Raw genomic sequence first — 26324 nt, forward strand, 5'->3', positions numbered from 1 at the left:
CTGGCCGAAAGCCGCTCGAGCATCGACGGCCTTGTCGCCGGCCAGGTCGAGAAGCTGGCCGAAGGCCGCGACATCCTGCGCCGTGCGCTGGAAGCCGATCTCAATACGATCAAGAGCACCGTCGCCGACCAGTCCCAGAAACTGGTCGAAGATCGGGGACAATTCGCCCGGGCGCTCGAAGCCGATCTCGAAAACGTCAACACTCTTGTCAACAGCCACTCCGAAAGGCTTGTCCAGGACCGTTCGGCGCTGTCGAAGGCACTCGAAGACGATCTCGAAAACGTCAACGGATTGGTCAACAGCCACTCCGAGCGGCTTGTCCAGGAGCGTTCGGTGCTGTCGAAGGCGCTCGAGGACGATCTCGCCAAGCTGGCCGAAAGCCGCTCGAGCATCGACGGCCTTGTCGCCGGCCAGGTCGAGAAGCTGGCCGAAGGCCGCGACATCCTCAAGCGCGCGCTGGAGGCCGATTTGCAGAAGCTGTCGGAGAGCCGTGGCGATCTCGACGGCATCATCGCCGGACATGTCGGCAAGCTGGCCGAAGGCCGCGACGTGCTCAGCCGCGCGCTGGAAGACGATCTCGGCAGGCTCGCCGAGACCCGCAAGGATATCGATCGTTCGCTGTCGGGTCACATCGACCAGATCGCGGCGAGGAGCACCGACATCTCCGCTGCGATCGCCGCCGACGTGGACAAGATCGAGCAGGCGTTCAGTCGCCAGACCGGCATCATCGAGGAGCGTGCGGGCACCATGGAGCGTGCGCTGTCGACAGGCGTCGACAATGTGCGCAACGTGCTCGAGAAGAGCGCCGTCTTCGTGGCCGGCGCCTTGCGCGAAAAGGTCCTGGAAGTCACCAGCGTCCTGCATGAGCAGGCGGGCCAAGCCTTCTCCGATGCGGATCGCAAGATTGCCGAGCGCGCCGAGCAGACCTCGGCCGCCCTGCTGGCTCGGGCCGAAGACATCGCCCGCACCTTCGAGGAGGCGGATCGCCGTCTCCACGCCCGTGCGGAAGACACGTCGAGCGCCTTGCTTGCCCGCGCGGACGATGCGTCCAGTTCCTTGCTGGCGCGAGCCCATGAAACCGCCGATCAACTTGCCGCCCGGGCAAGCGAAATCGCCGGCACGTTCGACGCGGCCGACCAGAAGCTGGCCGCCCGCGCCAAGGAAACCGCCGACCAGTTGGCGGCTCGGGTGAGCGAGATTGCCGGCACCTTCGACGCGGCCGACCAGAAGCTGGTTGCCCGGGCCGTCGAAACGGCACAGTCGCTGGCCGCGCGCGCCGGCGATATCCTGCGCAATTTCGAAGGCGCCGATCAGCGGCTCGGCATGCGCATCGGCGAATCGGCCGAAGCTCTTGCCGCGCGTGCAGCGGATCTCGGCCGCATCTTCGATGCCGCCGACCAGCACTTGGTCTCGCGCATCGCCGAAGGTTCGGAAGCGCTGTCAGGCCGCGCCTCCGAAATCGCCCGCATCTTCGACGATGCCGATCAACGTCTGGTGTCGCGCATCGCCACCAGCACCTCGACCATCGGCGAACATGCGCAGAGCATCGTTGGTGCCTTCACCAGCACAGAGCAGAGGGTCGCCGACCGTGCGCGCCAGACCGGCCAGGAACTGGCCGCGCATGCCCGTGAAATCGAGCAGGCGCTCGCCGGCGCCGACGAGCGGCTCGCATCCACCGCCGCAACGGCTGCTGCCCGCGTCGAAGAGCAGATCGCCAGCGTCGAGAACCGACTCGCCCATACCGCCGAGACGATGGGCCAGAAGCTTAACGAGCAGGTGTCAAGCGCCGAGGCGCAACTCGTGTCGCGCGCCAATGTCATCGCGGAGACCTTCACCGCGGTCGGCCAGCATATCGGCCAGAGCACCAACGACGCCGCCAAGACGATCGGCGCCAACACCCGCGAGCTCAACACTATGCTTGCGGCACGGTCGGCGGAGATGTCGAAGATCCTCGACGAGACCGCGCGGCCGCTGGTCGAGCGTTTCGCCCAAGGCGGCTCGGAACTGCAAAAGAGCATGGAAGAGGTCACCGAACGTGCCGCCGAGAAGCTGCGCAGCGAAAACGCAGCCCTCGTCAACGCGCTCGCCAGCCGCACCGCCGAGACCCTGTCCGCGGTCGAAGGTGCCCGCTCGTCGCTGTCCGACAGTGTCGCCGACCTGATCGGCCGCATGACCACGTCGAGCGCGCAGCTCGGTCAGCTGATCGAACAGGCCGCGCTCAATCTCGGCCAGGTCGACGAACGCCTGACCGGCAGCACGCAAAGCTTCGCGGCAACCACCGAGAAAGCGGCGCAGACCTTCGCCAGCTCGGCAAGGCTGGTCGATTCGAACACGACAAGGCTGACGGAACTGTCGTCGTCGACCTTGCGCGAAGTCGCGTCGATCGCCACCAAGTTCGATGAACACAGCCGCCTGCTCGCCGGTGCTTCGGACCTCCTGAGCTCGGCCCAGAGCAACCTCGAACACACGCTCGAAAGGCAGTCTTCGCTCGAGGATCTCGCCGTCGGCCTGGTCAAGAAGTCCGAAGACCTGGAAAAGGTCATGCGTTCGTTCGAGAATCTGGTCGGTCAGACGCTGCAGAACGCCGAAGGCAAGACGCTGGAATCGGCCGACAAGATCCGCAACGCCATCACCGACGTCGTCGATTCGGCCACCAAGCGCTTCGCCGACGCCACCGAGGAGATGCGGCGCACCGCGAGTTCGATCAAGAGCGAGCTCGACCTCACCCGCGCCGAGCTCAAGAAAGGCGTCATCGAGATGCCGGAAGAGGCCAAGGAATCGACCTCGGCCATCCGCCGCGCGGTTTCCGAGCAGATCAACGCCCTGAAGGAGCTTTCGGACATCGTTGCGAAGTCCGGCCGCAGTGGTGGAGAGCCCTCGGAATCGCGCAATTTGCGCCCGGCGCCGCAAGTCCCGGCCGCGCCGCGCGCGGCAGAGCCGCCGCGCCGCGCTCCCGCGCCACAGCCGGAACTTCGCGCGCCGCAGGCGCCGTCGGGCGGCACGGCGCTACGCGGCACACTTGACCTGGAGCGTCCAGCCGACACGGCGCCGCGCCCGCGTTCCGACGCCGGCGCCCGCACGCAACAGGGCGGCTGGGTGCGCGATCTCCTGAGCGGGGCGTCACGCGAGGACGAAGCCAAGCCGGCAACACCCGCCGACGCACCGCGCGCCGCCCCTGCCCAGCGCTCGCCGCTTCACGTCGTGGAATCGCTGAACTCGCTGTCCGTCGACATCGCACGGGCCATCGATCACGATGCGTCGATCGAATTGTGGAACCGGTACCGGCGCGGCGAGCGTGACGTGTTCACGCGGCGGCTCTATACGCTGAAGGGCCAGCAGACGTTCGACGAGATCCGTCGCAAGTACCAGACGGAGGCAGAGTTCCGCGCCGCCGTCGACCGCTATTGCGATGATTTCGAGAAGCTGCTGAAGGACGTGTCGCGCAACGACCGCGACAACATCATGGCGCAGACCTACCTGACATCGGATACAGGCAAGGTCTACACCATGCTGGCCCACGCCAGCGGCCGCCTGCACTAGCCAGCGGCAGACAGTCAATGAAAAAAGGCGGGGGACTTGTCTCCCGCCTTTTGGCTTGGAAGGGTGGACGTCGCATCCGGAACTGGATCCTGACCTGTGAAGACGGCGATCATATTCGACTGCGAGTTTCTTTGTCTTGAGGGCTCGCAACGTCGATTCTGGTGCGCGGCCCACGATCCGGATCCGGTCATCGCGCAGATCGGCGCGGTCAGGCTTGGGCTCGAAGACGACTTTCCTGTCCTGGGCACGCACAAGGCCTATGTCAGACCGATCGACCGGTTTGGCAGGAGATACGCGCTCGACCCTTTCTTCACCGAACTGACTGGCATCACAGAAGAAAAGCTGGAGATCGAGGGGATCGCGTTAGGAGAAGCCCTTGTTGATCTCGATCGTTTCTCGGGTGGGGCGCGATTCTGGTCCTGGGGCAAGGACGAACTGAACATGATGGGCATCAGCTGCTATATCGCAGGCATTCCTGCTCTCATCCCGGCGGTCCGTTTTGACAATGCCGTAAAGCTGCTGATCTCGGCCGGGATGCCGATCGAGGACCTGGCAAGGACGCCGAGCAACAAGCTTGCCGACTATTATGACGTTCAACACCCGCCATTGCAGGGACACGATGCGCTCGATGACGCGCTGTCCGTAGCCTACACCCTGCAGTACCTGATGAAGGCCGGAAAGCTGCGGCCGGACGCCTTCGACCGCTTGTAGCCTGGTGGCTGGCGCCGCCCGGGATCGCCGCTCAGATCGCCGAATCGGTCCAGCGCACGATCTGTTTGGCCGCGTCGCCGAAGGCAGCATCGAGCGCACCGACATAGCCTTGGTTGCCGCTGCCCGAGACGGGCGCGGTCGCCGTAAAGCTCTTGGACGCACGCACCTCGCCATTGCGGTCGTTGAGGATGCGCACGAACAGGTCGACTTCGGCATGATCGCCGCCGTCGACACGGACTTCGAACGAACGGATCTCGACGATGACCTGGTAGTCGATCGCCAGCCCCTCGCCCGGCTTGCCCACGCCGGCGAAGCTGCCAGAGCGCTGGAACGTCTCCGCCAGCCGTGCCTGCACGATCAGCGGCAGCCGGTCCGCCCATTGCGCGCCCTTGAGGTACTGGATCGAGCGTGGGGACGGTTTTATGACGATGTTCTGGCTGTCCAGCGCCTTGAGCGCGGACGGCTGGGCGATCAGGATCTGGCGGCGGCTGTGGCCATGCGCCTCGACCGACGGCGCCGACAGTTCGAACGTGTCAAGCGGCGCAGGCCCGCCGCCCGGCAGCGCGGCACAACCGGCAAGGGTCAAGGCAAGCAAGGCCACGCCCGATCTGAACACAATCGTCGACTTCACGCGCGATCCCTGCTGTCCCCGGCCTCACTATCCCTGGATTGTAAAAACAACCCGCGGATGCAGACACTGTTTCTGGGGCGAGCCGAGACCGAAGTCAACGCCGCGCCCTGCCATCATACTGCCGAACCTCGCCCTCGCCGCCCGACAGGATGCGCTGCGGATTGCGGCTGAGGTCGGTAACCGCCTCCTCGATGCGGCTGATCGAACGGCGGCTGTCCTGAACCAGCGCCTCGACATTCGAAAGGCCTTGGCCGGAAAACCGGGCTATATTGTCGGTGATGACGCCAAGCCGCGAATTCAGCGTATCGGCAACCTGCTTGAACGACCTCAGCGTGTCCCTGGCGTCGGCCATCACGCCGTCCGCCTGGCCCGAGCCGAGCAGCTTATCGACTTTGGCCAGGATGCCGTCGACGCGCACCGAGGCGTCGTTGAGCCGCTGCGCGAGCTGCCTCGCATCCTTGATCGTCTCGTCTATGTCGTCCGCCCTGTTCGCGAATTTGCCGGTCACCTCGGCAATGTCCGAGGCGGCCTTGTCGGCGCTTTCGCTTGCCTTCTGGATGTTGGCCAGCGCCGTGCGCACTTGCGCCGGATCGATGCCGTCGAGCACGCCGTCGACCTTGGCCAGCGTACCTTGCGTCTGCTTGGCGAAATCATTGACCGATCCCACGGCCGTATCGACGTTCCTGATCACCCCATCGAGCTGTTTGGACGTTTCCTTGAGGTTGCCGGTCACCGTATCGACATTGGCGACGATGCTCTTGATCTTGTCCTTGTCGACGGCATTGAGCAGCCCTTCGGCCGCCTTCAGCGTGCCGTCGAGCTTGCCCGAGACGCCCTTCAGCTCATCGGACAGCGCGCTGACCGCGGACAGGAACTTGTCGACGCCGTCGGAATTCCTGGCCAGCGCGTCGGAGAACGTCTGCACATTCTGCACGGTCTGCGTCAGCGGCCCGCGCACATCCTTGGTGAACCCCTCCAGCTGCGTCAGTACCGTGTCGGCGCGCGTGAAGATGTTCTGCGCCGTCTGCAAAAGATTGGTCACCGCCGAAGGGTTGGCCACGATCTCGGCGACCTTGCCTTCCTTCTCGGCCTGGTCGAGAAGTTTCACTTCCTTGGGGTCGGCGCCCTTGAGTTCGATATTGGCCTGTCCGGTCAGGCCCGCCAGGCCGATATCGGCCTGCGTCGATTTGGTGATCGGCGTCATGCGGTCGATCTCGGTATCGGCGATGGCGACCGTCGGATTGTCGACATCGATATAGACGCGCCTGACGTCGCCGACCTTGACGCCGTTGAACAGCACGAAGCTGCCGCGGCCAAGTCCGGAAGCCGAGCCAGGGATGCGCACGCGCAACAATGTGGTCTCGCCTTTGTCGCCGATCGCCGCCGTCCAATAGACGAAGCCGAACGCCGCCAGGATCGCCACCAGCGTGAAGATGCCGACAATAACGTAGTTGGCTCTGGTTTCCATTGCTTCACTTATGGCTATGCGCGCGCGGCAAGATCAAGTTGCCGGGCTCGTTTTCCGCGGAAATACGATTTTACCCACGGTTCTTCACTCTTCAGCATGTCGTCGATGGTGCCTTCGACCAGCACTTTCTTCTTGCCGAGCACGGCCACGCGGTCGCAAGCGGTAAAAAGCGTGTCTAGATCGTGGGTCACCATGTAGACGGTCAGGTCCATCGTATCGCGCAGCTTGACCACCAGCTCGTCGAATTCCGCCGCGCTGATCGGATCGAGACCCGACGTCGGCTCGTCGAGGAAGACGATGTCGGGATCGAGCGCCAGCGCGCGAGCCAGTGCCGCGCGCTTGATCATGCCGCCCGACAGCTCGGACGGGAATTTCTGCGCCGCGTCCGGCGGCAGCCCGACCAGTTCGACCTTGAGCATCGCCAGTTCGTCCATCAGCTTGCGCGGCAGGTCGAGATATTCGCGCATCGGCACCTGCACGTTTTCCAGCACCGTCAGCGCCGAGAACAGCGCGCCGTGCTGGAACAGCACCCCAAGACGCATGTCGATGCGCAGCCGTTCCGCATCGTCGGCCTTTTCGATATCGACGCCGAACAGCTTGATCGTGCCGGACTGCTTGCGCGTCAAACCAAGGATGGTGCGTAGCAGAACTGATTTGCCGGCGCCCGAAGCGCCGACGAAACCGAGGATCTCGCCGCGCCAGATATCGAGCGACAGTTTGTCGAGGATCAGGTTGTCGCCGAAGGAAACGGTGATGTCATGCGCCGAAAGCACGACCTCGCTGTCATCCGCGCCCTCCTTCGCCCTGGTCTCGATGCCGTTTCCCACCGCCATTTCAGAACTCGATCGCTGCATAGAACATGGCGAAAAGCCCGTCGAGGATGATGACGACGAAGATCGATTTCACCACCGAGGCGGTCACGTGCTGGCCGAGCGATTCGGCGCTGCCGCCGACCTTCATGCCCTCGACCGAGGCGATGGTGCCGATGATCATGGCCATGAACGGCGCCTTGATCAGGCCGGCGAAAATGGTGCTGAGGTCGATGGCGACGCGCAGCCGGTCGATGAAGGCGGCGGGTGCGATGTCGGAATAGAGCCAAGCCGCGAGGATACCGCCGCCGAGTGCGGCAAAATTAGCGATGATGGTCAAGCAAGGCAGGGCGATCACCAGCGCAACCAGGCGCGGAAAGACCAGCACGCCGATGGGGTTGAGCCCGATGACCTTCAGCGCATCCACTTCCTCGCGCATCTTCATCGAGCCGATTTCGGCAGTGATGGCGCTGCCCGAGCGGCCGGCGATCATGATTGCCGTCATCAGCACGCCGAGTTCGCGCAGGATCAGCACGCCGACGAGGTCGACGACGAAAATGTCGGCGCCGAAATAGCTGAGCTGGTAGGCGCCCTGCTGGGCAACGATGGCGCCGACGATCGCCGACATCAGCACCACCACCGGAATGGCTCCGACGCCCATGCGGTCGATCTGGTTGAAGATCGCCGCCGGATTGACGGCATGGCCGCGGCCGAGCTTCATCTGCGCGCCACGGATCGTGGCGCCCAGTATGTTCATCGAGGCGAGAAAATCGTCGCGCATTTCGTAGACGCGGCGCCCGACCGCCTCCAGCGCGCGAATGACGATGTTGGGCGGCCCGACCGGTCCCGATTCGGGCTCGCGCCGCACCGCGTCGCCGACCGCGCCGAGCAGGATCGAGGCAACGTCGCTCTGGCCCTGCAGCCTGACCTCGACACCCTTCTTCTCGAAAGCGCTGACCAGGCGGTCGATCAGCCAGGCACCGGCGGTGTCGATCTTCTCGATATGCGAAAGATCGAGCGCCAAGGTCTTGAAACCGCTTCGTTTCTCGATTTTGCGCATCTCTGCGTCGATCACGGCCACGGTGCGCGTCGTCCAGATTCCTGAAAAGGCGCACCCGAGAACGCCTGCTTCCTCACCGACCGCCACGCGCGGTTCGTGGTCAGCCTCCGAGGCGGTCTTGCCGCTTGCGTCGCGCTTGCCGATGGTCAACATGGCGTCCTGTTTAGCCTGACGGGTCCGGCCTTGTCGATTTGCCGACGACCCTTCTCGCACAGCCGGAGCAGAAAATTATGGCGCGTGTCATTTCGGTCGAGGCCGAGCGTTTTCCGATCGCCGGCACCTTCACCATCTCGCGTGGTTCGAAGACCGAAGCCGAAGTGATCACCTGTACGATCAGCGAAGGCGATTACACGGGCCGTGGCGAATGCGTGCCGTACAAACGCTATGGCGAAACCATGGATGGGGTTCGCGCCGCGATAGAGGCCATGCGCGGGCAAATCTCCGCCGGCATCGATCGGACCGCCCTGCTCGGCGCCATGCCGGCGGGCGCGGCGCGCAACGCCATCGATTGCGCTTTGTGGGACCTGGAAGCCAAGATCGGCGGCAAGGCGGTGGCGGACGTAGTCTGGCCGGCTCCTTTGCATCAGCTCGAGACGGCCTACACGCTGTCGCTGGGCGAACCCGAGGCGATGGCGGCGCAGGCCCGTGCCAATGCGGCGCGGCCGCTGCTCAAGGTCAAGATCGGCGGCGACAACGACATTGCCCGCATCCGCGCCGTCCGGCAGGCCGCGCCCGACAGCCGCATCATCCTCGACGCCAACGAGGGCTGGAACGACGACACCATCGCCGCGAACCTCGCCTTTGCCGCCGAGCAAGGCATCGCGCTTATCGAACAGCCGCTGCCGGCGGGCCATGACGGCATCCTGCGCCACATCGCCCATCCGGTGCCGATCTGCGCGGACGAGAGCGTGCATGAGGCGGGGGATCTGGCCGCGCTCGCCGGTCTCTACGATGCCGTCAACATCAAGCTCGACAAGTCGGGCGGGCTGACGGCGGCGCTCGTGCTGCGCGACCGCGCCCGTGAACTGGGCTTCGGTGTCATGGTCGGCTGCATGGTCGGCACGTCGCTGGCGATGGCGCCGGCGGTGCTGCTCGCCCAGGACGCCGACTTCGTCGACCTCGACGGACCGCTGCTGCTTGCGCGGGATCGTGTGCCCGGCCTCGCCTATGAGGGATCGCTGGTTTCACCGCCCGATCCGGCGCTTTGGGGCTGAGCGCGCCGCGAGCCCGATCAGCACCAGGCCGATGATCGCGATCGGGATCATGGCCAGGAAGCCGTCGACTCCGAAACGGTCGTAGAGCGGGCCGGAGGCGAGCGTCACGGCGGCCATGAAGAAGCCGTTGAAGAAATAGGCAATGCCTTGCGCGGCACCGGTGCGCTCTTCCGAGACCGTTTCGCCGATCATCTTCTGCAGGCCGATCAGCACCATGGCCACCGACACCGAATGCAGGGTCTGGACGCCGAAAAACCCGGCGACGCCGAGGCCAAGCGGCCAGATCAGCGGAAAGGCGATCCAGCGCACGACCGCGCCGACGCCGGCAATCACCATCACCCTGACGACCGACACGGAGGCGAATATGCGGTTGAAAAACACGAACATGCAGACTTCGGCCACCACGCCCCAGGCCCACAGAAGCCCGACGACGGTGTCGCCGATGCCGATCGACTTCCAGTAGATCGACACGAAGCCATAAAGGAAGGCGTGGCTGGCGGTGAGGATGCCGACGCCGAGGGTGAAATAGACGAAATAGGCATTGAAGAGACTTGGTGCCGAGTGCTGGATCTCCGCGGCCGAAAGCGGCGAGGCAAGGCGGGGCCGGCCAAGGCGCGGTGCCAGCAGCGCGGCAGCGAGCGCGGCACCCAGTGCCGCGAAAATGATCGCCGGAACGGCCTGCGCCCCAGCCGCGGTCAGGATGAAACCACCGGCCACGTTGGCGCAGAGATAGGAGATCGAACCCCACTTGCGCATGCTGGTGTAGTTGGAACCGAAGCGGCGCACGCCCGAAAGCGCGAGCGAATCGGCCATCGGCGAATGCGGCGTCCATACGATCGTCAGCGCCAGAGATACCGCAAGCACGACGGCGTAGGAGGCCGGCAGAAAATAGCCGGCGGAAATGATCATCGATGCCGCGACGAGCGCGATATAGACGTCGGCGCGGTCCCTCGCCCGGTCCGCGAGCGCGGTGAGCAGCGGCGTCGTCACGACGCGCAGGAACATCGGAGCCGCCAGGATGACGGCGATCTGCTCGGCGTGAAAACCTTTCGCCTGCAGCCACAGCGGGAAGTAGGGCAGATGCGTGCCCTGCGACACGAACAATGTCGCGAAAATCAGGCTCATGCGCAGTTCGAAATGGCGTGGTTTGACGAGCTGTTCGGGTGGAAGCGGCGGCAGCGGCATGAATCGATCCAATATCGCTGCCGTCCACGAACGGCGAGCAGTGTGGATTGACCCTTAACATGAGGAAAAACCGGACGAAACCGATTGGCCTGATCGATTAACACCGGAATCTGTGCCTGGCACCGGCAGTCAGGCGGCCTGCACCACCCGGTCCTCGATCAGCATCGGGATGAAGGGTTCGTCCGGCGCCTCGGGCAAGACATGCGCCCAGGTCAGGATTTCCATCCGGCCGTCGAAATGCTCGACCACCGCCGTGCAGCTTTCCACCCAGTCGCCGGTGTTGATGTACTGGACGTCGCCATAGCTTTCGATCGCGGCATGATGGATATGGCCGCAGATGACGCCGTCGACATGCGAGCGACGCGCCTCTTCGCTGAGTACCGTCTGGAACGAGCCTATGAAGTTCACCGCCTTCTTGACCTTGACCTTGGCCCAGGACGAAAACGACCAGTAAGGCAGGCCGAGCAACTGGCGCAGCCGGGTGATCACCCGGTTGACCTGCATGGCGGCGTCGTAGGCATGGTCGCCGAGATAGGCGAGCCAGCGCTGATTGTGCACGACCGTGTCGAACTGGTCGCCATGGATGACGAGCAGCCGCCTGCCGTCGGCGGTTTCGTGAATGGCGCGGTCGGCGACGACGATGCCGCCGAAATGCACGCCCTGGAACTGGCGGGCGAATTCGTCGTGATTGCCGGCGATGTAGGTGATGGTGGCGCCCTTGCGCGCCTTGCGCAGCAATTTCTGCACGACGTCATTGTGGCTCTGCGGCCAATGCCAGTTGCGCCTCAGGCGCCACCCATCGACGATATCGCCGACGAGATAAATGATGTCGGCATCGTGATGTCTAAGGAAATCGATCAGGAAATCGGCCTTTGCCGCCTTCGATCCGAGATGGACGTCGGAGATGAACATGCTGCGGAACGTGCGGGGCTCTTGGCCGGACATCGCGAATTCACCGTTGCTTTCGCCAGCCTATGCCCCGATTCATGCAACAATCGTATGACGGTTGCGGTTGGTCCAGCCCAAGAGCTAGCCTGCCGGGCGAATCACAGGAGAAATCGTCATGGATCTCGGTATCCGCGGAAAGAAGGCCATCGTCTGCGCTTCGAGCAAGGGGCTCGGAAAAGGCTGCGCCATGGCGCTGGCCGAGGCTGGTTGCGACGTCGTCGTCAACGGGCGCAACGCCGAACTGGTGGCCAAAACCGCTGCGGAGCTGCGTGAGCGTTACGGGGTAACTGTCACGGAAGTCGTCGGCGACGTTTCGAAGCCCGAGGTGCAGAAAGCGCTTCTCGCCGCCTGTCCCGAACCCGACATCCTCGTCAACAACAATGGCGGCCCGCCGTTCCGCGATTTCCGCGAACTCGATCGCGCCAAAATCCTCGAAGGCGTCACCCAGAACATGGTGACACCGATCGAGTTGGTGCAGGCCGTGATCGACGGCATGGCCGCGCGCGGTTTCGGCCGCATCGTCAACATCACTTCGCTCTCGGTCTATGTCCCCATTCCCGGCCTTGATCTGTCGTCCGGCGCGCGCGCCGGCCTGACCTCCTTTCTTGCCGGCGTGGCGCGCACGGTGGTCGACCGCAACGTGACCATCAACAGCCTGATGCCCGGCAAGCTGGATACCGACCGGCTGCGCGGTCCGCACGAGGCCGGCAGCGTTGAAGACTCGGCCGCGGCAGCCGCCCGCAAGGCGCGCATCAGTGCCGATGTGCCGGCCAAGCGGCTCGGCACGCCGGAGGAATTCGGCCAGATCTGTGCCTTCCTGTGCTCGGTCCATGCCGGCTACCTGACCGGCCAGAACATACCGGTGGACGGCGGCCTCTATGTCAGCGCCTTCTGAGACCCGGTAGCGCCGGCGCCGACGAAATTCCGCTCAAGCCGTTGAAATAGATCGCTTATCCCTGCTTCGTCGATGTGAATGGCGATTGCGTCATTTGGCGTCGCGAAAAACCTTGGACGCATGCTAAGAAGGCGGCACGCAGGATCGCAGGGAGGCCCGGAATGAACGGCGAGAGCAAGAAAACGGCACGTTCGGACCTCGACGAAGCCGCGCTCTACTTCCACAAGCACCCGACGCCGGGCAAGCTCGAAATCCAGGCCACCAAGCCGCTCGGCAACCAGCGCGACCTGGCGCTCGCCTATTCGCCGGGCGTGGCGGCCCCTTGCCTCGAAATCCGCGACGATCCGGCGACCGCGGCCGACTACACGGCGCGCGCCAATCTGGTCGGCGTCGTTTCCAACGGCTCGGCCGTGCTCGGCCTGGGCGATATCGGCCCTCTGGCTTCCAAGCCGGTCATGGAAGGCAAAGCGGTCCTGTTCAAGAAATTCGCCGGCATCGACGTCTTCGACATCGAGATCGACGCGCCCGAGATCGATCGCATGGTCGAAACGGTGGCGGCGCTGGAACCGACCTTCGGCGGCATCAACCTCGAGGACATCAAGGCGCCGGAATGCTTCGAGGTCGAAGAGCGACTGAAGGCCCGGATGAGCATACCGGTTTTCCATGACGACCAGCACGGCACCGCCATTATCGTCGCCGCCGCCGTGCTCAACGGCCTGGAATTCGCCGGCAAAACCATTGCCGACATCAAGATCGTCACTTCAGGCGCCGGCGCGGCGGCATTGGCCTGCCTCAATCTGCTGGTCTCGCTCGGCGCCAAAGTCGAGAACATCTGGGTCACCGACCGTTTCGGCGTCGCTTATAGGGGGCGCACGGATGAGATGGACCGCTGGAAAGATCCTTATGTGAAGGACACGGAGGCACGCACGCTGGCCGACGTCATATCGGGCGCAGACGTGTTCCTCGGACTTTCGGCCGCCGGCGTGCTGAAGCCGGAATTGCTCCAGCACATGGCGCCGAAGCCGTTGATCCTGGCGCTGGCCAATCCCAATCCGGAAATCATGCCGGAAGTGGCGCGGGCGGCGCGCCCCGACGCGATGATCTGCACGGGCCGGTCGGATTTTCCCAATCAGGTCAATAACGTACTGTGTTTTCCTTACATCTTCCGCGGCGCGCTGGACTGTGGCGCCAGCGCCATCAATGAGGAGATGAAGATGGCCGCGGTGCGGGCCATCGCCGCCCTCGCCCGCGAAGAACCTTCGGATGTCGCCGCGCGCGCCTATTCCGGCGAGACGCCGGTGTTCGGACCCGAATTCCTGATCCCCTCGCCCTTCGATCCGCGCCTCATCCTGCGCATCGCCCCGGCCGTCGCCAAGGCGGCCTGCGACACCGGTGTCGCGACAAGGCCGATCAGCGACTTCTCCGCCTATATCGACAAGCTCAACCGCTTCGTCTTCCGCTCCGGCCTGGTGATGAAGCCGGTGTTCTCCTCGGCCAAGGCGTCGAGCGCCAAGCGCGTCATCTACGCCGACGGCGAGGACGAGCGCGTGCTGCGCGCCGCGCAGGTGGTTTTGGAGGAAGGCATCGCCGAGCCGATCCTGATCGGCCGTCCGCACGTCATCGAGGTGCGCTTGAAGCGCTACGGACTGCGCATCAAGCCAGGCGTCGACTTCGGCCTGATCAACCCGGAGGACGATCCGCGCTACCGCCATTACGTCGACCTCCTGATCGAGCTGGCCGGCCGGCGCGGCGTGACGACGGAGGCTGCGCGCACCATGGTGCGCACCGACAACACCGTGATCGCGGCCCTCGCATTGAAGCGCGGCGACGCCGACGCCATGGTCTGCGGCCTCGAAGGGCGTTTCGAGCGGCACCTGCGCAACGTCACGCTGATCATCGGACCACGAACCGGCATCAAGGACCGGGATCTGTCGACGCTGTCCATGCTGATCTCGCAACGCGGCATCATCTTCCTGACCGACACTCATGTTTCCGTCGACCCCACGGCCGACGAGATCGCCGAAATGACCGTGCTGGCGGCCGAGGAGATCCAGCGCTTCGGCATCGAGCCCAAGGCGGCACTGCTGTCGCATTCGGATTTCGGCTCGCGCGATTCGCCGAGTGCGCTCAAGATGCGGCAGGCGGCGGCGATCCTGGCGCGCATCGCGCCAGAGCTGCAATGCGATGGCGAGATGCATGCCGATTCCGCGCTGTCGGAACATCTGCGCCAGCGTGTTTATCCGCATTCGCGCCTGAAGGGCGAAGCCAATCTCCTAGTATTCCCCAACCTCGATTCCGCCAACATCACGCTGACCGCGCTCAGGACCATGATGGATGCCCTGCATGTCGGCCCGATCCTGCTCGGCACCGACAAGCCGGCGCATATCCTGACGCCCTCGGTGACCTCGCGCGGCGTCGTCAACATGACAGCGCTGGCGGTGGTCGAGGCCGCCCACAAGGCGCAGGCAGTCGTCGATCTGGGCTGAACGCCGATTCGGGGGTAAACTGCGGTTTAACCACGAGCACGTAGCGTGCGGCGGAACAACCAAGCAGGGTTTCGGGCGGATGATGGGCGAAGGGTGGAAGCAGGCGCATCTTGCCGTGCTGCTTGGCCTGCTGCTTTCGGGCGCCGCCGTCTCCGAGCCGCAGGCTGCCTCGCGTGTCTGCCGCCAGCTCGAGGCCGATCTTGCCGCGACCTCGCGCGGCAGCGGCGGTCCGGCCCTGATCCGGAAATATGACGCCGCGATCGACCGACAACGCGAGCAGATTTCAAAGGCGCGCGGCCAGTCCAGCAGCGCCGGCTGCGGCTTCTCTCTGTTCAGCCGCAATGTCAGCCAATGCGCCGGGTTCAACGCCACCATCGATCGCATGAACGCCAATCTCGATAGCTTGCAGGCCAAGCGCGCCCGCCTCGCCGGCGGCGGATCGCGCCGCGATCGCGCACGCATCCTGGCCGCGCTCGACGCCAATGGCTGCCGCGGGGACGCGGGGGCGCCGCGCCGCGAACCCCTGCGCGAAGCGAAACGGGAACAAGGCAACGGCAATCTGTTCGATCAGCTGTTCGGCGGCGACACACACCGGCTCGACACGCTCGACCATGCTGACGATCCCGGTGAGGAGCGCAATGTCCGCCGCGTGCCGGGCCGGTCCGGCATACCGGACTTTCCAGGCGTCGGCGGCGAGTTCCGTACCACCTGCGTGCGCACCTGCGACGGCTACTTCTTCCCGATGTCGAATGCCGCCTCGGTCGGCGATTTCGAGCGCGACCAGAAGAACTGCGAATCGAGCTGTCCCGGCACCGAGATCCAGGTCTTCTATTCGCGCGGCATGGGCGACGATTCGGCCGACATGACATCGTCGGTCACCGGCCGGCCCTACAGCGAGCTGCCGACGGCCTATCTTTACAAGCAGCCCAACCTGTCGCGGCCGCCGGCCTGCGGCTGCAACGCCGCGCAGAACTTCCAGATCATCGGCGGCAATCCGCCAAGCCAGCAACAGTCGCAGCCGCAAACGGAGGGCGCCCCGTTCATTCCGGTGCCTGCCTCCAAACCCGATCCAGGTGCCGATCCCGAGACGCTGGCAAACGCCGCGGGCGGGCTGGACCGCGACGCCATCAAGCGGCTTGCGGTCAAACCGGTCACATCGCCGGTCTCGGTGTTGCCGCCGGAACAGCGGAAGGTCAGGGTCGTCGGGCCAACGTTCCTTCCCGACCCATCAGCGGCAATAGATCTGCAAGCTCCGGTCCCGAAGTCAGTCCGGTAAGGGCAAGCCTCAGCGGCATGAACAGCGCCTTGCCCTTGCGGCCGGTCGCTTCCCTGATCCTGGCCGTCCAGTCCTTCCAGACGGTCCCGCTCCAAGGCTCCTCGGGCAGCAGATCGATGGCCTGGTGAAGAAAATCTCGATCGGCGTCGGAAAATTCCGGCTTCTCCTGCGGCCCTTCGCGCAGGATGCGCCACCAGCCGACAGCATCGGCCAGCCTGTCGAGATTGCCGCGCACAGCCAGCCAGAACGGTTCCGCCTGCTCGCCCGATATGCCGAGCACCACCAGCCGATTCTGCGCTTCGGAGAAGGGCATTTGATGCAGCAGCGTCCGGTTGAGCACGAAAAGCTCGTCCGGATCGAATTTTGCCGCCGACTTCGAGGTCGCAGCCGGGTCGAAACGGCTGGCGAGTTCGGCCAGGTCATGCGCGGCGGCGACATTTTCCGACGTGCCGACCAGCACGGCCAGCGAAGCGACCGCCATCGGCTCGATGCCGTCCTCGCGCAGGCTTTCGATGGAGAGTGCGCCAGTGCGCTTCGACAGCCCCTCGCCCGACACCGTGGTCAGCAGATTGTGGTGGCCGAATTCCGGCGGCTCGACACCCAGCGCCCGGAACAGCGCGATCTGCACGCCGGTGTTGGTGACGTGGTCGTCGCCGCGGATGATATGGCTGACGCCCATCTCGATATCGTCGACGACGGATGGCAGCGTATAGAGATAGGTGCCGTCCTCGCGCACCAGCACCGGGTCCGACAGCGAGGCGAGATCGACGGTTTCCTGCCCGCGCACCAGGTCGTTCCAATGGATTTCGGTGCGCTCCGGCTGCTGCGGATCGCCGGTGAAATTGGGCAGCAGGAAACGCCAGTGCGGCCGGCGGCCATCGGCCTGATATTCGGCGATCTGTTCCGACGTCAGCGTCAGCGCCTCGCGGCCATAGACCGGCGGCAGGCCGCGCGTGCGGCGCACCTTGCGCCTGAGGTCGAGCTCCTCCGGTGTTTCATAGCAGGCATAGAGAACGCCCGCCGCCTTCAGCCGCTCGACCGCCGCGTCATAGATATCGAAGCGACGCGACTGGTATTCGGTGGTGTCGGGAAAGATGCCAAGCCAATGCAGGTCGTAAAGGATGGCGTCGGAAAATTCCTGCTTCGAGCGCGCGACATCGGTGTCGTCGAAGCGCTGGATGAAGCGCCCCTTATGGTTCATGGCGAACAGCCAGTTGAACAGGGCGGTGCGCGCATTGCCGATATGGATGCGGCCTGTCGGTGAAGGAGCGAAACGAACGGTAACTGTCATGAGCGGGGCGTACCGGATGCTTTTGTAATTGACAAGACGCGTCCCCGTGCCGTGCCGCAGACATAGAACATGGCGCAAGCAATGAAAAGACTTGGCGGACGCGGCTCCGCCAGCGATCGCATGTCCCGCACCGCCCGCCCGTCAGGCCGCCGGCGCCTGACGGGATGGCCTCCGGGCCAGAGCCGGAGGCCATCCCCGATCAGGTGACAAGTCCCTTGGTCAATTCGAGCGCCTGACGCTCGAACAGGCGGCGGTAGATGCCGCCCGGCAGCCGGATCAGCGCGTCATGCGAGCCTTCCTCGGCGATCTTGCCGCGATCGAAGACCAACAGCCTGTCGAGCGCCCGCACCGTCGAAAGCCGGTGCGCGATGACCAGCGTGGTGCGGCCGACCATCAGCCGCTCCATCGCCTGCTGGATCAGCACCTCCGATTCCGAATCGAGGCTCGACGTCGCTTCGTCCAGGATCAGGATGCGCGCATCGGCGAGGAACGCACGTGCGATCGCCACGCGCTGGCGCTCACCGCCCGACAGTTTCACGCCGCGCTCGCCGACGAGCGTGCCGTAGCCCTTCGGCAGGTTGACGATGAAGTCGTGCGCGCTCGCCAGCTTCGCGGCGTGCTCGATCTCGGCCTGCGTGGCGCCGGGCCGGGCATAGGCGATGTTTTCGGCCAGCGAGCGGTGGAACAGGATCGGCTCCTGCTGCACGATGGCGATCTGCGCACGCAGCGACGCCTGCGCCACCTCGGAAATGTCCTGGCCGTCGATCAGGATCCGGCCGGCGTTTACGTCATAGAGCCTCTGGATCAGCTTGACGAAAGTCGTCTTGCCCGACCCGGAATGGCCGACCAGCCCGACCCGCTCGCCCGGCGCGATATCGACCGAGAAATCGCGATAGAGCGGCGAACGGTGACTGCCGTAATGGAAGGTAACGTCGTCGAAGGCGATGCCCCCTTGCGTGATACGGATCGGCCCGGCGCCGGGCCGGTCCTCGATGCCAAGCGGTTCGGACTGGAAATCGACCAGTTCTTCCATGTCGTTGATCGAGCGCTGCAGGTTGCGGATATGCGTTCCGATATCCCTGAGATAGCCTTGCAGGACGAAGAAAGAAGTCAGCACGAAGGCGACGTCGCCGGCGGTTGCCTGTCCCCACGACCACAGCATCAGCGCCAGCCCGATGACCGCCGCTCTCATCACCAGCAGCAGCGCCCCTTGCGTGGTTCCGTTGATGGTGCCGCGAACCCAGGTGCGCCGCGTGCGGGCACGCCATTTGGCGACGACCTTGGCAAGCCGGTTCTCCTCGCGCTCCTCGGCGCCAAACCCTTTGACCACGGCGTTGCAGCTCACCGCGTCGGCCAGCGAGCCGCCAAGGCGTGTGTCCCAGGTGTTGGCGAGCCTGGCCGCCGGCGCGACATAGCCCAGCGACAGCATCGCCGTGACGGCGATGAACAGCACCGAGCCGGCGGCGACAACCGCTCCCATCAGCGGCCAGAACCAGCCCAGCAGCAGCGTCGAGCCGACCAGCATGACGACGGACGGCAGCAGCGCAATCAGGATCGTGTCGTTGAGCAGGTCCAACGCCCACATGCCGCGGGTCACCTTGCGCACGGTCGAACCGGCGAAGCTGTTGGCATGCCAGTCGGTGGAAAAGCGCTGGACACGATGAAAGGCGTCGGCGGCGATGTCGGCCATCATCTTCAGCGTCAGTTCGACGATACCCATGAAGGCCAAATTGCGCAGGACAACACCTGCCAGCGCCAACGCCATCAGCATGGAAAACGCGGTTATCGCGGCATTCCAGGCGATCTCGTCGGCGCCGGCGCTGCTGGCGACGGCATCGACCAGCCGGCCGGAATAGAGCGGCGTCAGCACATCGGCCAGCGTCGACAGCAGGAAACCAGCCATGATCAGCGAAAGCCGCCAGGGCTGGCGCCGCCAATGGGTGAAAGTAAAGCCAAGAACGCTGCGAAAGGCGCTCGCGCGCAAATCGATTCGAAAACGAGCCATGATGTCATTCGGGCGCAAAAAGCCCGATCCCGGTAAGGTCGAAAATGAAAAAACCGCGCAAGGGGCTCAATGCCCGGGAATGCGGAGGTTCGGTTATGAATGGCCGCTTGCCCGAAGGCGGCGACCGGCATCGGCAAAGGCCTGTTCTCGATCCGGCTTCGTTCCGAGGGTGAAAACCCTGCGGCGCGCCGGTCGGGACCTAGGCTTCGCGGCCTCGCATAACGATGTCAAATCCTGGCATTCGGTCCTCCCTAAAGGGAATCGCGGAGAGGCCCTTATAGAGATGCCTCATCGCATCGCCAAGGCTGGCGGTCACCAAAAACGCCATCTGGTCCAAGCACTGGGATAAATTTGCAACAACGGCAATGGCGCTTGGTCAGGGGATTGGCTTACGATCGAGGCGCATGTACCGGCCGTCGGTCGACGGCTTGAATCCCAGTCTTTCATAAACCCCATGCGCGTCGTTGGTCGACAGGCTCCAGTGCGAAACGCTACCGAGCTCGGGGTGATCGATCAGCGCCTGCACCAGCCGCGAGCCGATGCCCTGCCCGCGATGCTGCGGCCAGACGATGATATCGGCCAGATAGGCAAACACCGTGCGGTCGGTGATTGCCCTGCCGAATCCCACCTGGCTGCCGTCGATATAAGCCGCGGCGCAGAGCGAATTGGCAAAGGCGCGGCGGTGCGTTTCGTCGCTGCGCCCGCCGCCCCAATAGCTTGCCATCAACAGGTCGGATGTCGCCCTGAAGTCGATCCGTGACAGGTCGAAGCTGATTTCACACTCAGGCATCGCTACCCTCGCCTGCGGCATGACAAGACCTTTCGGCGGAACCGTGTCTAGCCGCGATCCCGGAACCGGTTGGTGATGGGATAGCGGCGGTCGCGGCCGAAATTCTTCCTGGTGATCTTCACACCGGGGGCCGCCTGCCGGCGCTTGTATTCGGCGACGTAGAGCAGGTGCTCGATGCGCGTCACCGTCGCCCGGTCATGGCCGCGCGCGACGATGTCGTCGACGCCCATCTCGTTCTCGACCAGGCATTCGAGGATGTCGTCCAGCACCGGATAGGGCGGCAGCGAATCCTGATCGGTCTGGTTCTCCCGCAGTTCCGCCGAAGGCGCCTTGTCGATGATGTTCTTCGGGATCACCTCGCCCGACGGTCCGAGCGCGCCCGGCGGCACATGGCTGTTGCGCCAGCGCGACAGCGCGTAGACCTGCATCTTGTACAGGTCCTTGATCGGATTGAAGCCGCCGTTCATGTCGCCGTAGAGCGTGGCATAGCCGACCGACATCTCGCTCTTGTTGCCTGTCGTAACCACCATCGAGCCGAATTTGTTGGAAATCGCCATCAGGATGGTGCCGCGGGCGCGGCTCTGCAAATTCTCCTCGGTAATGCCTTCCTTGGTGCCCTCGAAAAGCTGCGTCAGCGCATGAAGGAAACCTTCGACCGGCTCGAAGATCGGCACTATGTCATAACGGCAGCCGAGTGCGCGGGCACAGTCTTCAGCGTCCTTGAGCGAATCGTTCGACGTATAGCGGTAAGGCATCATCACCGCGCGCAGCCGCTCCTCGCCCAGCGCGTCGACGGCAAGGGCCGCGCAGATGGCCGAATCGATGCCGCCCGACAGGCCGAGCACGACGTTCTTGAACCCGTTCTTGTTGACGTAGTCGCGCAAGCCCAGCATGCAGGCGCGGTAATCGGCCTCCTCCCGTTCGGGGATCTTCGACATCGGTCCTTCCGAACAGACCCAGTCTTCGCCCTGTCTCCTCCAGGTGGTGATGTCGACCGCCTCCTCGAACTGGCTCATCTGGAAGGCGAGCCGCTTGTCGGCACCTATGGCAAACGACGCGCCGTCGAAGATCAGCTCGTCCTGGCCGCCGAGCTGGTTTGCATAGATCATCGGCAGCCCGCATTCGATAACCTGGCGGATGACGACCTGGTGGCGCACATCGATCTTGGCGCGGTAATAGGGCGAGCCGTTCGGCACAAGCAGGATTTCCGCGCCGCTCTCGGCCAGCGTCTCGCAGACGCCGACCTCGCCCCAGATGTCCTCGCAGATCGGGATTCCCAGACGCACGCCGCGGAAATTGACGGGCCCCTGGATCTCCGGTCCGGCCTGGAAGACGCGCTTCTCGTCGAACTCGCCATAGTTCGGCAGATCGAGCTTATAGCGCTCGGCGATGATCTTGCCGCCATCGGCGAAGACGATCGAATTGTGGGTGCCCGTCTTGCGCTTCAGCGGCGTGCCGATAATGATGCCGGGACCGCCATCGGCGGTGTCGGCGGCGATCTCCTGCGCCGCCCGCTCGCAGGCCTTCAGGAAGGCCGGCTTCAGCACCAGATCCTCCGGCGGATAGCCGGCGAGGAAAAGCTCGGTGTAGAGCACGAGGTCGGCGCCTTGACGCGCGGCATCCGCCCTCGCCTCGCGGGCCTTGGCGAGATTGCCGGCGACGTCGCCGACTGTCGGATTGAGCTGGGCAACGGCGATGCGCAGTATGTCGGGCTTCTTGGTCATGCTGCTGACTTAGCGCGGCAAAATTCGCCCCGCAATGGCGTTTGCTTGGGCCAATTTCGGTATCAGTCGTCGCCCATATAGTCGCGCAGCGCTTGAGGCGAATGGTTCTCGCCGATTGACATCGCCAGAATGCGCGAAATGTGCCGGCGCGGCAGACCGGTATCCGCAACCCATCGGTTGACCTGGGCCTGGATCTTGTCGAGATCCTTCTTCGACGTCGGGCTTTCGGCGATATCGAGCCCGGCGTCGCGAAGGGCGGCCGCCATGTCGGCCGAAATGACGAAGGCGTCCCAACCCAGCCAGCGCATGAAATACTGGCCGGTATTGCCGCCGAGCCGGCTGCCATGCTTGCCGAGATAGGCCATCAGCCCGACCTGGTCGTCGGCGGGCCACTCGGCGAGGAATGTGCCGAAGCCGCCATGCTCTTTCGACACGCGCTCGACGAAGGCAGCGTTGTCGCGAACGGATTTGATCTTCTGCGGATTGCGCACGATGCGCTGGTCGGACGCCAGTTCGTGCCAGAAATCGTCAGGCTGGAACAGCAACCGCTTGGGCTCGAAGCGCAGGAACGCCTCTTCGAATCCGGGCCATTTCTGCTCGATGACGCGCCAGACGAAACCGGCGGCGAAGACGCGCTCGGCCATCGCCGACAGAATACGGTCATCCCCGATATCGGCCACGGCGGCGTTGTCGGGAATCGGCCCGAGCAGCGAGACCAGCTCCTCCTCGCCGCCCTTGCGCTTTGCGGCGCGAGCGCGAATTTTCTTGAAGTCGGCCATAAGTCCCTCCGGTTCCCATCAAATCTAGCACTTCCCGCGCGGGCCGGCAGCCTCTACCTCTATCGCCAGCCAAGCCCTTGGAGACGGCCATGAACAAGACGATCGACGATCTAGCGAACCGCTGGCTGAGACGAAAGCCGGACGGTCTCAGCGCCCTGGAGAATCGGGTGCTGCAGTCGACGCTTGAGCGCACCACAATCTCGAGGGACACCAACAAGGCCGTCGCCTTCCATCAGACCTTTGGCGACCGCCTTGCCGATACCATCGCCCGCATCGGCGGTTCCTGGACCTTCATCCTCGGTTTCATTGCCTTCCTGATCGTCTGGACATCAGGTAATGCCTGGCTTCTGACGCGCGACGCCTTCGATCCCTACCCCTTCATCTTCCTCAATCTCGTCCTGTCCATGGTCGCGGCGCTGCAGGCGCCGGTGATCATGATGGCGCAGAACCGCCAGACCGAGCGCGACCGCATCGATGCTGCCCACGACTACGAGGTCAATCTGAAGGCCGAGATCGAGATCATGGCGCTGCACGAAAAGCTGGACGAAATGCGCCACGGCCAGATTATAGGCATGCGCGACGAAATCGTGCGGTTGGCCGAGCTGGTCAAGCGGATCGACGACAGGCTGTCGCAGCAATCGCCGTCATGAGCGACGCGATCCATCATTTCATCGAACAATACGGGCTGATCGCCGTTTTTCTGGGCTGTGTCGCCGAGGGCGAGAGTGCCGCCATACTCGGCGGCTTCTTCGCCCATCAGCATATCTTCGTCCTCTGGCAGACTATCGTCGTGGCAGCGCTTGGGGCCTTCGCCGGCGACACCTGCTTCTTTATCCTGGGGAGAAGTTTCGCGGACCATCGCTATGTCGTCGGGTTGCGCAAGCGGCCCGGCTTCCGCCGCGCCTATCGTCTGCTCAACACCCATCCCAACATCTTCGTGCTGTCGAACCGCTACGTCTATGGCATGCGCCTGGTCGGTGGTATCGCGGCCGGCCTGTCGAACATCGCAGCACCCCGCTTCATCGTCTTGAACGCCATTTCCTCGGCGGTCTGGGCGGTGTTGTTCAGCACCATCGGCTATGTCTTCGGGTTGGGCGCCGAGCATTTCATCGGCCAGGCGCTGCTTCGCCATGAGCGGATATTGGTGGGCCTAGCTATCGGCCTGGCCGTGGCCGTACTCGCCTGGCTCATCGCCCGCCATTTCGCCCGAAAGGAACGCGCCAGGGAAAACTGACCGCCGGCCGGCGGTCGAAAGCTCAGATCGGCAGCCCGACGATACGCTCGATGATCGCGATGCCCCAAACGCCGGCGACGATCGCCACGGAGATCAGTACCGCCAGCGAACCGCAGTCTTTGGCCAGCTGAATGTCGACATTGAATTCGCGGCTGAAGGCATCGCAGGCCGCTTCGATGCCCGTGTTCAGCACCTCGACCATGATCAACAGCAGCACCGCTCCGATCAGCAGCGCGTAGCCGCGCCACGACACCGAAACGAACCAGCCGAGCGGAAAGGCAAGGGCGAGCAGCGCCAGCTCCTGCTGGAAGGCTTTTTCAGTTGCAGCCAGCTTGCGGAACGCCCGCAGCGAGTTGAAATAAGCGTCGATCAGCCGCTGCATGCCAAACCCCTTTGCGAATCACCGGCACGGGATAAAGCAATGGCCCGATCAATGGAATAAGCTGGCTCACCCAAAATTCATTCGTCGGCGACCTTCACCGAAGGGGTCGACTTCTCGAATTGAGGCAGCGCGTCGTCGATCGAATAATAATCGCCCTTGTCACCCACGAAGATGTGGCATTGGCCTTCGAGCCCTGTCGGTTCATCGAACGATCCCGCCAGAACCGAAACATAGGCGTCGTCCCGTGGTTTCCAGAAAAGCAGCGATCCGCATGTCTTGCAAAAACCGCGGCCGGCGAAGGCGGACGCCTCATACCAGGTGATGTTGTCGGCGCCGTCGATATCGATATTGGCGTCCGGGACATTGGTTGCGGCATAGAAATGTCCACTCTGCTTGCGACATTGCGAGCAATGGCAATAGATGACGCCGCGCAACGGCCCTCGCGTCCTGAAGCGAACCGCTCCGCAGAGACACGATCCCGTATGATTTTCACTCATCGCACCATCCCAAAAGAAATCGCTGCTGACAGGATCCCAGCTTTTCGGTGGCTGTGCGCAAGAAAATGCGACATGCATTTGGCGCGCTCGGGAATTGTTTGTTCACAGATGAAGGCCTGTACAGCCGGAATCAGCGGAAAACAGGCCGGATTCAGCGGATTAAGGAAACTTTAGCGCTGCTGCATTTATGATCCTCACAAGCGAAAGTCGTGAGTGGGGACGCGCCTTTTTTTCGCAAGATGGACTGGTATGGCCAGCGTCCCCCAGGTCGGCGACATTGGATGCCTGCGAATGTCGCAGCGTGTTCCCGGGGAAGAGTGAACAGAACATGCAGCCGGCAGCCGTCCAGAGCGAACGAAGCACCGATATTGCGAGCACCGTCCTCGCCACAATGCGCCAGCTCGGCGTGCTCGGCCTGCCACGCAATTACGAGATCTTCTACGAGGCCTTGAGCGGATCCAATCGCGAGCTCAGCCTTGCCGTCGTGTCGCTGAGCGGCCGACCGACGCAGGACGACCTCGACCGAATCGGACGCGCTTTCTTTGCCCAGAACCATGGCTCCGGCATCGTCGAGCACGCCAGGGAAGTCATCGCCAACGAGCTCGAGGACATCGCTTCGCTGCTGAGGAGCGAGCGCAGCCACATCGAGAAATATGGTAGGATCCTCAACGAAACGTCGAGCGGACTCGGCAGAAACAGCCTGCTGTCGCCGGATGTTCTGCAGAAGATCGTCAACGCCATGGCGGTCGCCACCAATTCGACGATCGATCATGGCCGGCAGGTTGCCTCGACGCTCAGCGACAAGACCGCGGAACTGGAAAGCGTCAAGTCGAAGCTCGAGGAATATAAGCGCCTGGCCGACACCGATCCCCTGACGCAAATCTGGAACCGTCGCGCCTTCGACAAGGAAATCACCAGGATCTACAACAGCAACAAAGGCATCCTGTTCAACGCATTGATCCTCGCCGACATCGATCGGTTCAAGGACATCAACGACAGGTACGGCCATCCTGTCGGCGACAAGATCCTTCAGATCATCGCCGATATATTCCAGTCCAGCATTCGCGCCGACATGTTCGTCGCCCGCACCGGCGGCGAGGAATTCGCGCTGATCGTCGAGGGCGCAAGCGAGGACGCCACCTACGAAATCGCCGAACGCCTTCGCGCGCTGATCGAACAGTCGCCTTTCACCAGCAGCCAGACCGGCATGAACTACGGCACCGTCACCGTCTCGATGGGCATCTGCATGGCATCCGAAGCCGAGGGCCCTGAAGACCTCTACAGCAAGGCAGACCGGGCGCTTTACCGCTCAAAGGTCAGCGGACGTAACCGCGTGACCAGGCATTCGACAATGGCGGGCCGCGCCGGCAAGAGCTGGCTGCTCTACAAGCAAGACTGA

At 63.8% G+C, this 26324-nt stretch carries 22 protein-coding genes and 1 pseudogene; 10 read left to right on the plus strand and 13 right to left on the minus strand.

What is annotated here, in order from left to right:
* Both LB533_RS10790 and LB533_RS10795 read left to right on the plus strand, forming a co-directional pair.
* Positions 1-3540 (plus strand): annotated as a pseudogene (locus LB533_RS10790) (kinesin); the annotation flags it as partial.
* 96 nt (positions 3541-3636) lie between these two features.
* The gene (locus tag LB533_RS10795) at positions 3637-4251 is read left to right on the plus strand and encodes a 3'-5' exonuclease (RefSeq protein ID WP_140638839.1); all 615 of its coding nucleotides are present in this window, start codon (positions 3637-3639) and stop codon (positions 4249-4251) included.
* A gap of 31 nt (positions 4252-4282) precedes the next feature.
* Here the strand turns inward: LB533_RS10795 and LB533_RS10800 are convergent, their stop codons facing one another.
* From LB533_RS10800 to LB533_RS10815, 4 genes are all read right to left on the minus strand, one after another.
* On the minus strand, positions 4283-4882 hold the full coding sequence (locus LB533_RS10800; RefSeq protein ID WP_224518948.1) for an ABC-type transport auxiliary lipoprotein family protein: 600 nt from the start codon (positions 4880-4882) through the stop codon (positions 4283-4285).
* 94 nt (positions 4883-4976) lie between these two features.
* Positions 4977-6350, minus strand: coding sequence for an MCE family protein (locus tag LB533_RS10805; RefSeq protein ID WP_140564477.1), 1374 nt, complete (start codon positions 6348-6350; stop codon positions 4977-4979).
* 14 nt (positions 6351-6364) lie between these two features.
* Entirely contained in the window at positions 6365-7183 is an 819-nt protein-coding gene (locus tag LB533_RS10810; RefSeq protein WP_140638840.1) for an ABC transporter ATP-binding protein, read from the minus strand.
* Between the two features lies 1 nt (position 7184).
* The gene (locus tag LB533_RS10815) at positions 7185-8372 is read right to left on the minus strand and encodes an ABC transporter permease (RefSeq protein ID WP_140638841.1); all 1188 of its coding nucleotides are present in this window, start codon (positions 8370-8372) and stop codon (positions 7185-7187) included.
* Positions 8373-8449: 77 nt separating this feature from the next.
* Here LB533_RS10815 and dgcA point away from each other — a divergent pair, with 77 nt between their 5' ends.
* On the plus strand, positions 8450-9433 hold the full coding sequence (dgcA, locus tag LB533_RS10820) for an N-acetyl-D-Glu racemase DgcA (RefSeq protein ID WP_140638842.1): 984 nt from the start codon (positions 8450-8452) through the stop codon (positions 9431-9433).
* On the opposite strand, the gene LB533_RS10825 is transcribed toward dgcA, so the two are convergent.
* Both LB533_RS10825 and LB533_RS10830 read right to left on the minus strand, forming a co-directional pair.
* Positions 9404-10618, minus strand: a complete 1215-nt coding sequence (locus LB533_RS10825; RefSeq protein ID WP_140638843.1) for an MFS transporter — start codon at positions 10616-10618, stop codon at positions 9404-9406. The genes dgcA and LB533_RS10825 overlap by 30 nt on opposite strands.
* Positions 10619-10747: 129 nt before the next feature.
* Positions 10748-11530 carry a UDP-2,3-diacylglucosamine diphosphatase gene (locus LB533_RS10830; RefSeq protein ID WP_181169328.1) on the minus strand — a complete coding sequence of 261 codons (783 nt, stop codon included), beginning with the start codon at positions 11528-11530 and terminating at the stop codon, positions 10748-10750.
* A 151-nt stretch (positions 11531-11681) separates the two neighbouring features.
* Between LB533_RS10830 and LB533_RS10835 the strand changes: the two genes are divergently transcribed.
* From LB533_RS10835 to LB533_RS10845, 3 genes are all read left to right on the plus strand, one after another.
* Positions 11682-12461, plus strand: coding sequence for an SDR family oxidoreductase (locus LB533_RS10835; protein ID WP_140638845.1), 780 nt, complete (start codon positions 11682-11684; stop codon positions 12459-12461).
* A gap of 161 nt (positions 12462-12622) precedes the next feature.
* Entirely contained in the window at positions 12623-14947 is a 2325-nt protein-coding gene (locus LB533_RS10840; protein ID WP_140638846.1) for an NADP-dependent malic enzyme, read from the plus strand.
* 79 nt (positions 14948-15026) lie between these two features.
* The gene (locus LB533_RS10845) at positions 15027-16223 is read left to right on the plus strand and encodes a DUF2865 domain-containing protein (protein WP_140638847.1); all 1197 of its coding nucleotides are present in this window, start codon (positions 15027-15029) and stop codon (positions 16221-16223) included.
* Here LB533_RS10845 and gltX read toward each other — a convergent pair.
* On the minus strand, positions 16141-17514 hold the full coding sequence (gene gltX / locus LB533_RS10850; protein WP_140638848.1) for a glutamate--tRNA ligase: 1374 nt from the start codon (positions 17512-17514) through the stop codon (positions 16141-16143). The two genes, LB533_RS10845 and gltX, sit on opposite strands and share 83 nt — an antisense overlap.
* Positions 17515-17713: 199 nt before the next feature.
* Positions 17714-19519, minus strand: coding sequence for an ABC transporter ATP-binding protein (locus tag LB533_RS10855; protein WP_140638849.1), 1806 nt, complete (start codon positions 19517-19519; stop codon positions 17714-17716).
* Here LB533_RS10855 and LB533_RS10860 point away from each other — a divergent pair.
* Positions 19416-19868 (plus strand): hypothetical protein, encoded by a 453-nt coding sequence (locus LB533_RS10860; protein ID WP_181169335.1) that lies wholly within the window; start codon positions 19416-19418, stop codon positions 19866-19868. The genes LB533_RS10855 and LB533_RS10860 overlap by 104 nt on opposite strands.
* Positions 19869-19895: 27 nt before the next feature.
* On the opposite strand, the gene LB533_RS10865 is transcribed toward LB533_RS10860, so the two are convergent.
* From LB533_RS10865 to LB533_RS10875, 3 genes are all read right to left on the minus strand, one after another.
* Positions 19896-20309: a GNAT family N-acetyltransferase gene (locus tag LB533_RS10865; protein ID WP_140638850.1), complete on the minus strand. Its 414-nt coding sequence runs from the start codon at positions 20307-20309 to the stop codon at positions 19896-19898.
* A gap of 47 nt (positions 20310-20356) precedes the next feature.
* A complete protein-coding gene (locus LB533_RS10870; RefSeq protein ID WP_140638851.1) occupies positions 20357-22033 on the minus strand; it encodes an NAD+ synthase in 1677 nt (558 codons plus the stop codon).
* Positions 22034-22095: 62 nt separating this feature from the next.
* Entirely contained in the window at positions 22096-22812 is a 717-nt protein-coding gene (locus LB533_RS10875) for a DNA-3-methyladenine glycosylase I (RefSeq protein WP_140638852.1), read from the minus strand.
* 89 nt (positions 22813-22901) lie between these two features.
* Here LB533_RS10875 and LB533_RS10880 point away from each other — a divergent pair, with 89 nt between their 5' ends.
* Together LB533_RS10880 and LB533_RS10885 are read left to right on the plus strand one after the other, a co-directional pair.
* Positions 22902-23462 carry a DUF1003 domain-containing protein gene (locus tag LB533_RS10880; RefSeq protein ID WP_140548156.1) on the plus strand — a complete coding sequence of 187 codons (561 nt, stop codon included), beginning with the start codon at positions 22902-22904 and terminating at the stop codon, positions 23460-23462.
* Positions 23459-24046, plus strand: a complete 588-nt coding sequence (locus LB533_RS10885) for a DedA family protein (RefSeq protein ID WP_140638853.1) — start codon at positions 23459-23461, stop codon at positions 24044-24046. Before LB533_RS10880 ends, LB533_RS10885 begins: the two co-directional genes overlap by 4 nt.
* Before the next feature lie 22 nt (positions 24047-24068).
* Here LB533_RS10885 and LB533_RS10890 read toward each other — a convergent pair whose 3' ends face one another.
* Together LB533_RS10890 and LB533_RS10895 are read right to left on the minus strand one after the other, a co-directional pair.
* Positions 24069-24428 (minus strand): diacylglycerol kinase, encoded by a 360-nt coding sequence (locus LB533_RS10890; protein ID WP_140548152.1) that lies wholly within the window; start codon positions 24426-24428, stop codon positions 24069-24071.
* Between the two features lie 77 nt (positions 24429-24505).
* Positions 24506-24925 carry a GFA family protein gene (locus tag LB533_RS10895; protein WP_140548150.1) on the minus strand — a complete coding sequence of 140 codons (420 nt, stop codon included), beginning with the start codon at positions 24923-24925 and terminating at the stop codon, positions 24506-24508.
* 328 nt (positions 24926-25253) lie between these two features.
* Between LB533_RS10895 and LB533_RS10900 the strand changes: the two genes are divergently transcribed.
* A complete protein-coding gene (locus LB533_RS10900; protein ID WP_140638854.1) occupies positions 25254-26324 on the plus strand; it encodes a GGDEF domain-containing protein in 1071 nt (356 codons plus the stop codon).

Origin of the sequence: Mesorhizobium sp. BR1-1-13, assembly GCF_020165515.1 — a bacterium.
Lineage (GTDB): Bacteria > Pseudomonadota > Alphaproteobacteria > Rhizobiales > Rhizobiaceae > Mesorhizobium.

Excerpts from the sequence above, each read along its gene's own strand:
- LB533_RS10805 (WP_140564477.1), bottom strand. The coding sequence starts at position 6,350 with ATGGAAACCAGAGCCAACTACGTTATTGTCGGCATCTTCACGCTGGTG.
- LB533_RS10810 (WP_140638840.1), bottom strand. The coding sequence starts at position 7,183 with ATGGCGGTGGGAAACGGCATCGAGACCAGGGCGAAGGAGGGCGCGGAT.
- LB533_RS10815 (WP_140638841.1), bottom strand. The coding sequence starts at position 8,372 with ATGTTGACCATCGGCAAGCGCGACGCAAGCGGCAAGACCGCCTCGGAG.
- dgcA (WP_140638842.1), top strand. The coding sequence starts at position 8,450 with ATGGCGCGTGTCATTTCGGTCGAGGCCGAGCGTTTTCCGATCGCCGGC.
- LB533_RS10825 (WP_140638843.1), bottom strand. The coding sequence starts at position 10,618 with ATGCCGCTGCCGCCGCTTCCACCCGAACAGCTCGTCAAACCACGCCAT.
- LB533_RS10830 (WP_181169328.1), bottom strand. The coding sequence starts at position 11,530 with ATGTTCATCTCCGACGTCCATCTCGGATCGAAGGCGGCAAAGGCCGAT.
- LB533_RS10835 (WP_140638845.1), top strand. The coding sequence starts at position 11,682 with ATGGATCTCGGTATCCGCGGAAAGAAGGCCATCGTCTGCGCTTCGAGC.
- LB533_RS10840 (WP_140638846.1), top strand. The coding sequence starts at position 12,623 with ATGAACGGCGAGAGCAAGAAAACGGCACGTTCGGACCTCGACGAAGCC.
- LB533_RS10845 (WP_140638847.1), top strand. The coding sequence starts at position 15,027 with ATGATGGGCGAAGGGTGGAAGCAGGCGCATCTTGCCGTGCTGCTTGGC.
- gltX (WP_140638848.1), bottom strand. The coding sequence starts at position 17,514 with ATGACAGTTACCGTTCGTTTCGCTCCTTCACCGACAGGCCGCATCCAT.
- LB533_RS10860 (WP_181169335.1), top strand. The coding sequence starts at position 19,416 with ATGATCAGCGAAAGCCGCCAGGGCTGGCGCCGCCAATGGGTGAAAGTA.
- LB533_RS10855 (WP_140638849.1), bottom strand. The coding sequence starts at position 19,519 with ATGGCTCGTTTTCGAATCGATTTGCGCGCGAGCGCCTTTCGCAGCGTT.
- LB533_RS10865 (WP_140638850.1), bottom strand. The coding sequence starts at position 20,309 with ATGCCTGAGTGTGAAATCAGCTTCGACCTGTCACGGATCGACTTCAGG.
- LB533_RS10870 (WP_140638851.1), bottom strand. The coding sequence starts at position 22,033 with ATGACCAAGAAGCCCGACATACTGCGCATCGCCGTTGCCCAGCTCAAT.
- LB533_RS10875 (WP_140638852.1), bottom strand. The coding sequence starts at position 22,812 with ATGGCCGACTTCAAGAAAATTCGCGCTCGCGCCGCAAAGCGCAAGGGC.
- LB533_RS10880 (WP_140548156.1), top strand. The coding sequence starts at position 22,902 with ATGAACAAGACGATCGACGATCTAGCGAACCGCTGGCTGAGACGAAAG.
- LB533_RS10885 (WP_140638853.1), top strand. The coding sequence starts at position 23,459 with ATGAGCGACGCGATCCATCATTTCATCGAACAATACGGGCTGATCGCC.
- LB533_RS10890 (WP_140548152.1), bottom strand. The coding sequence starts at position 24,428 with ATGCAGCGGCTGATCGACGCTTATTTCAACTCGCTGCGGGCGTTCCGC.
- LB533_RS10895 (WP_140548150.1), bottom strand. The coding sequence starts at position 24,925 with ATGAGTGAAAATCATACGGGATCGTGTCTCTGCGGAGCGGTTCGCTTC.
- LB533_RS10900 (WP_140638854.1), top strand. The coding sequence starts at position 25,254 with ATGCAGCCGGCAGCCGTCCAGAGCGAACGAAGCACCGATATTGCGAGC.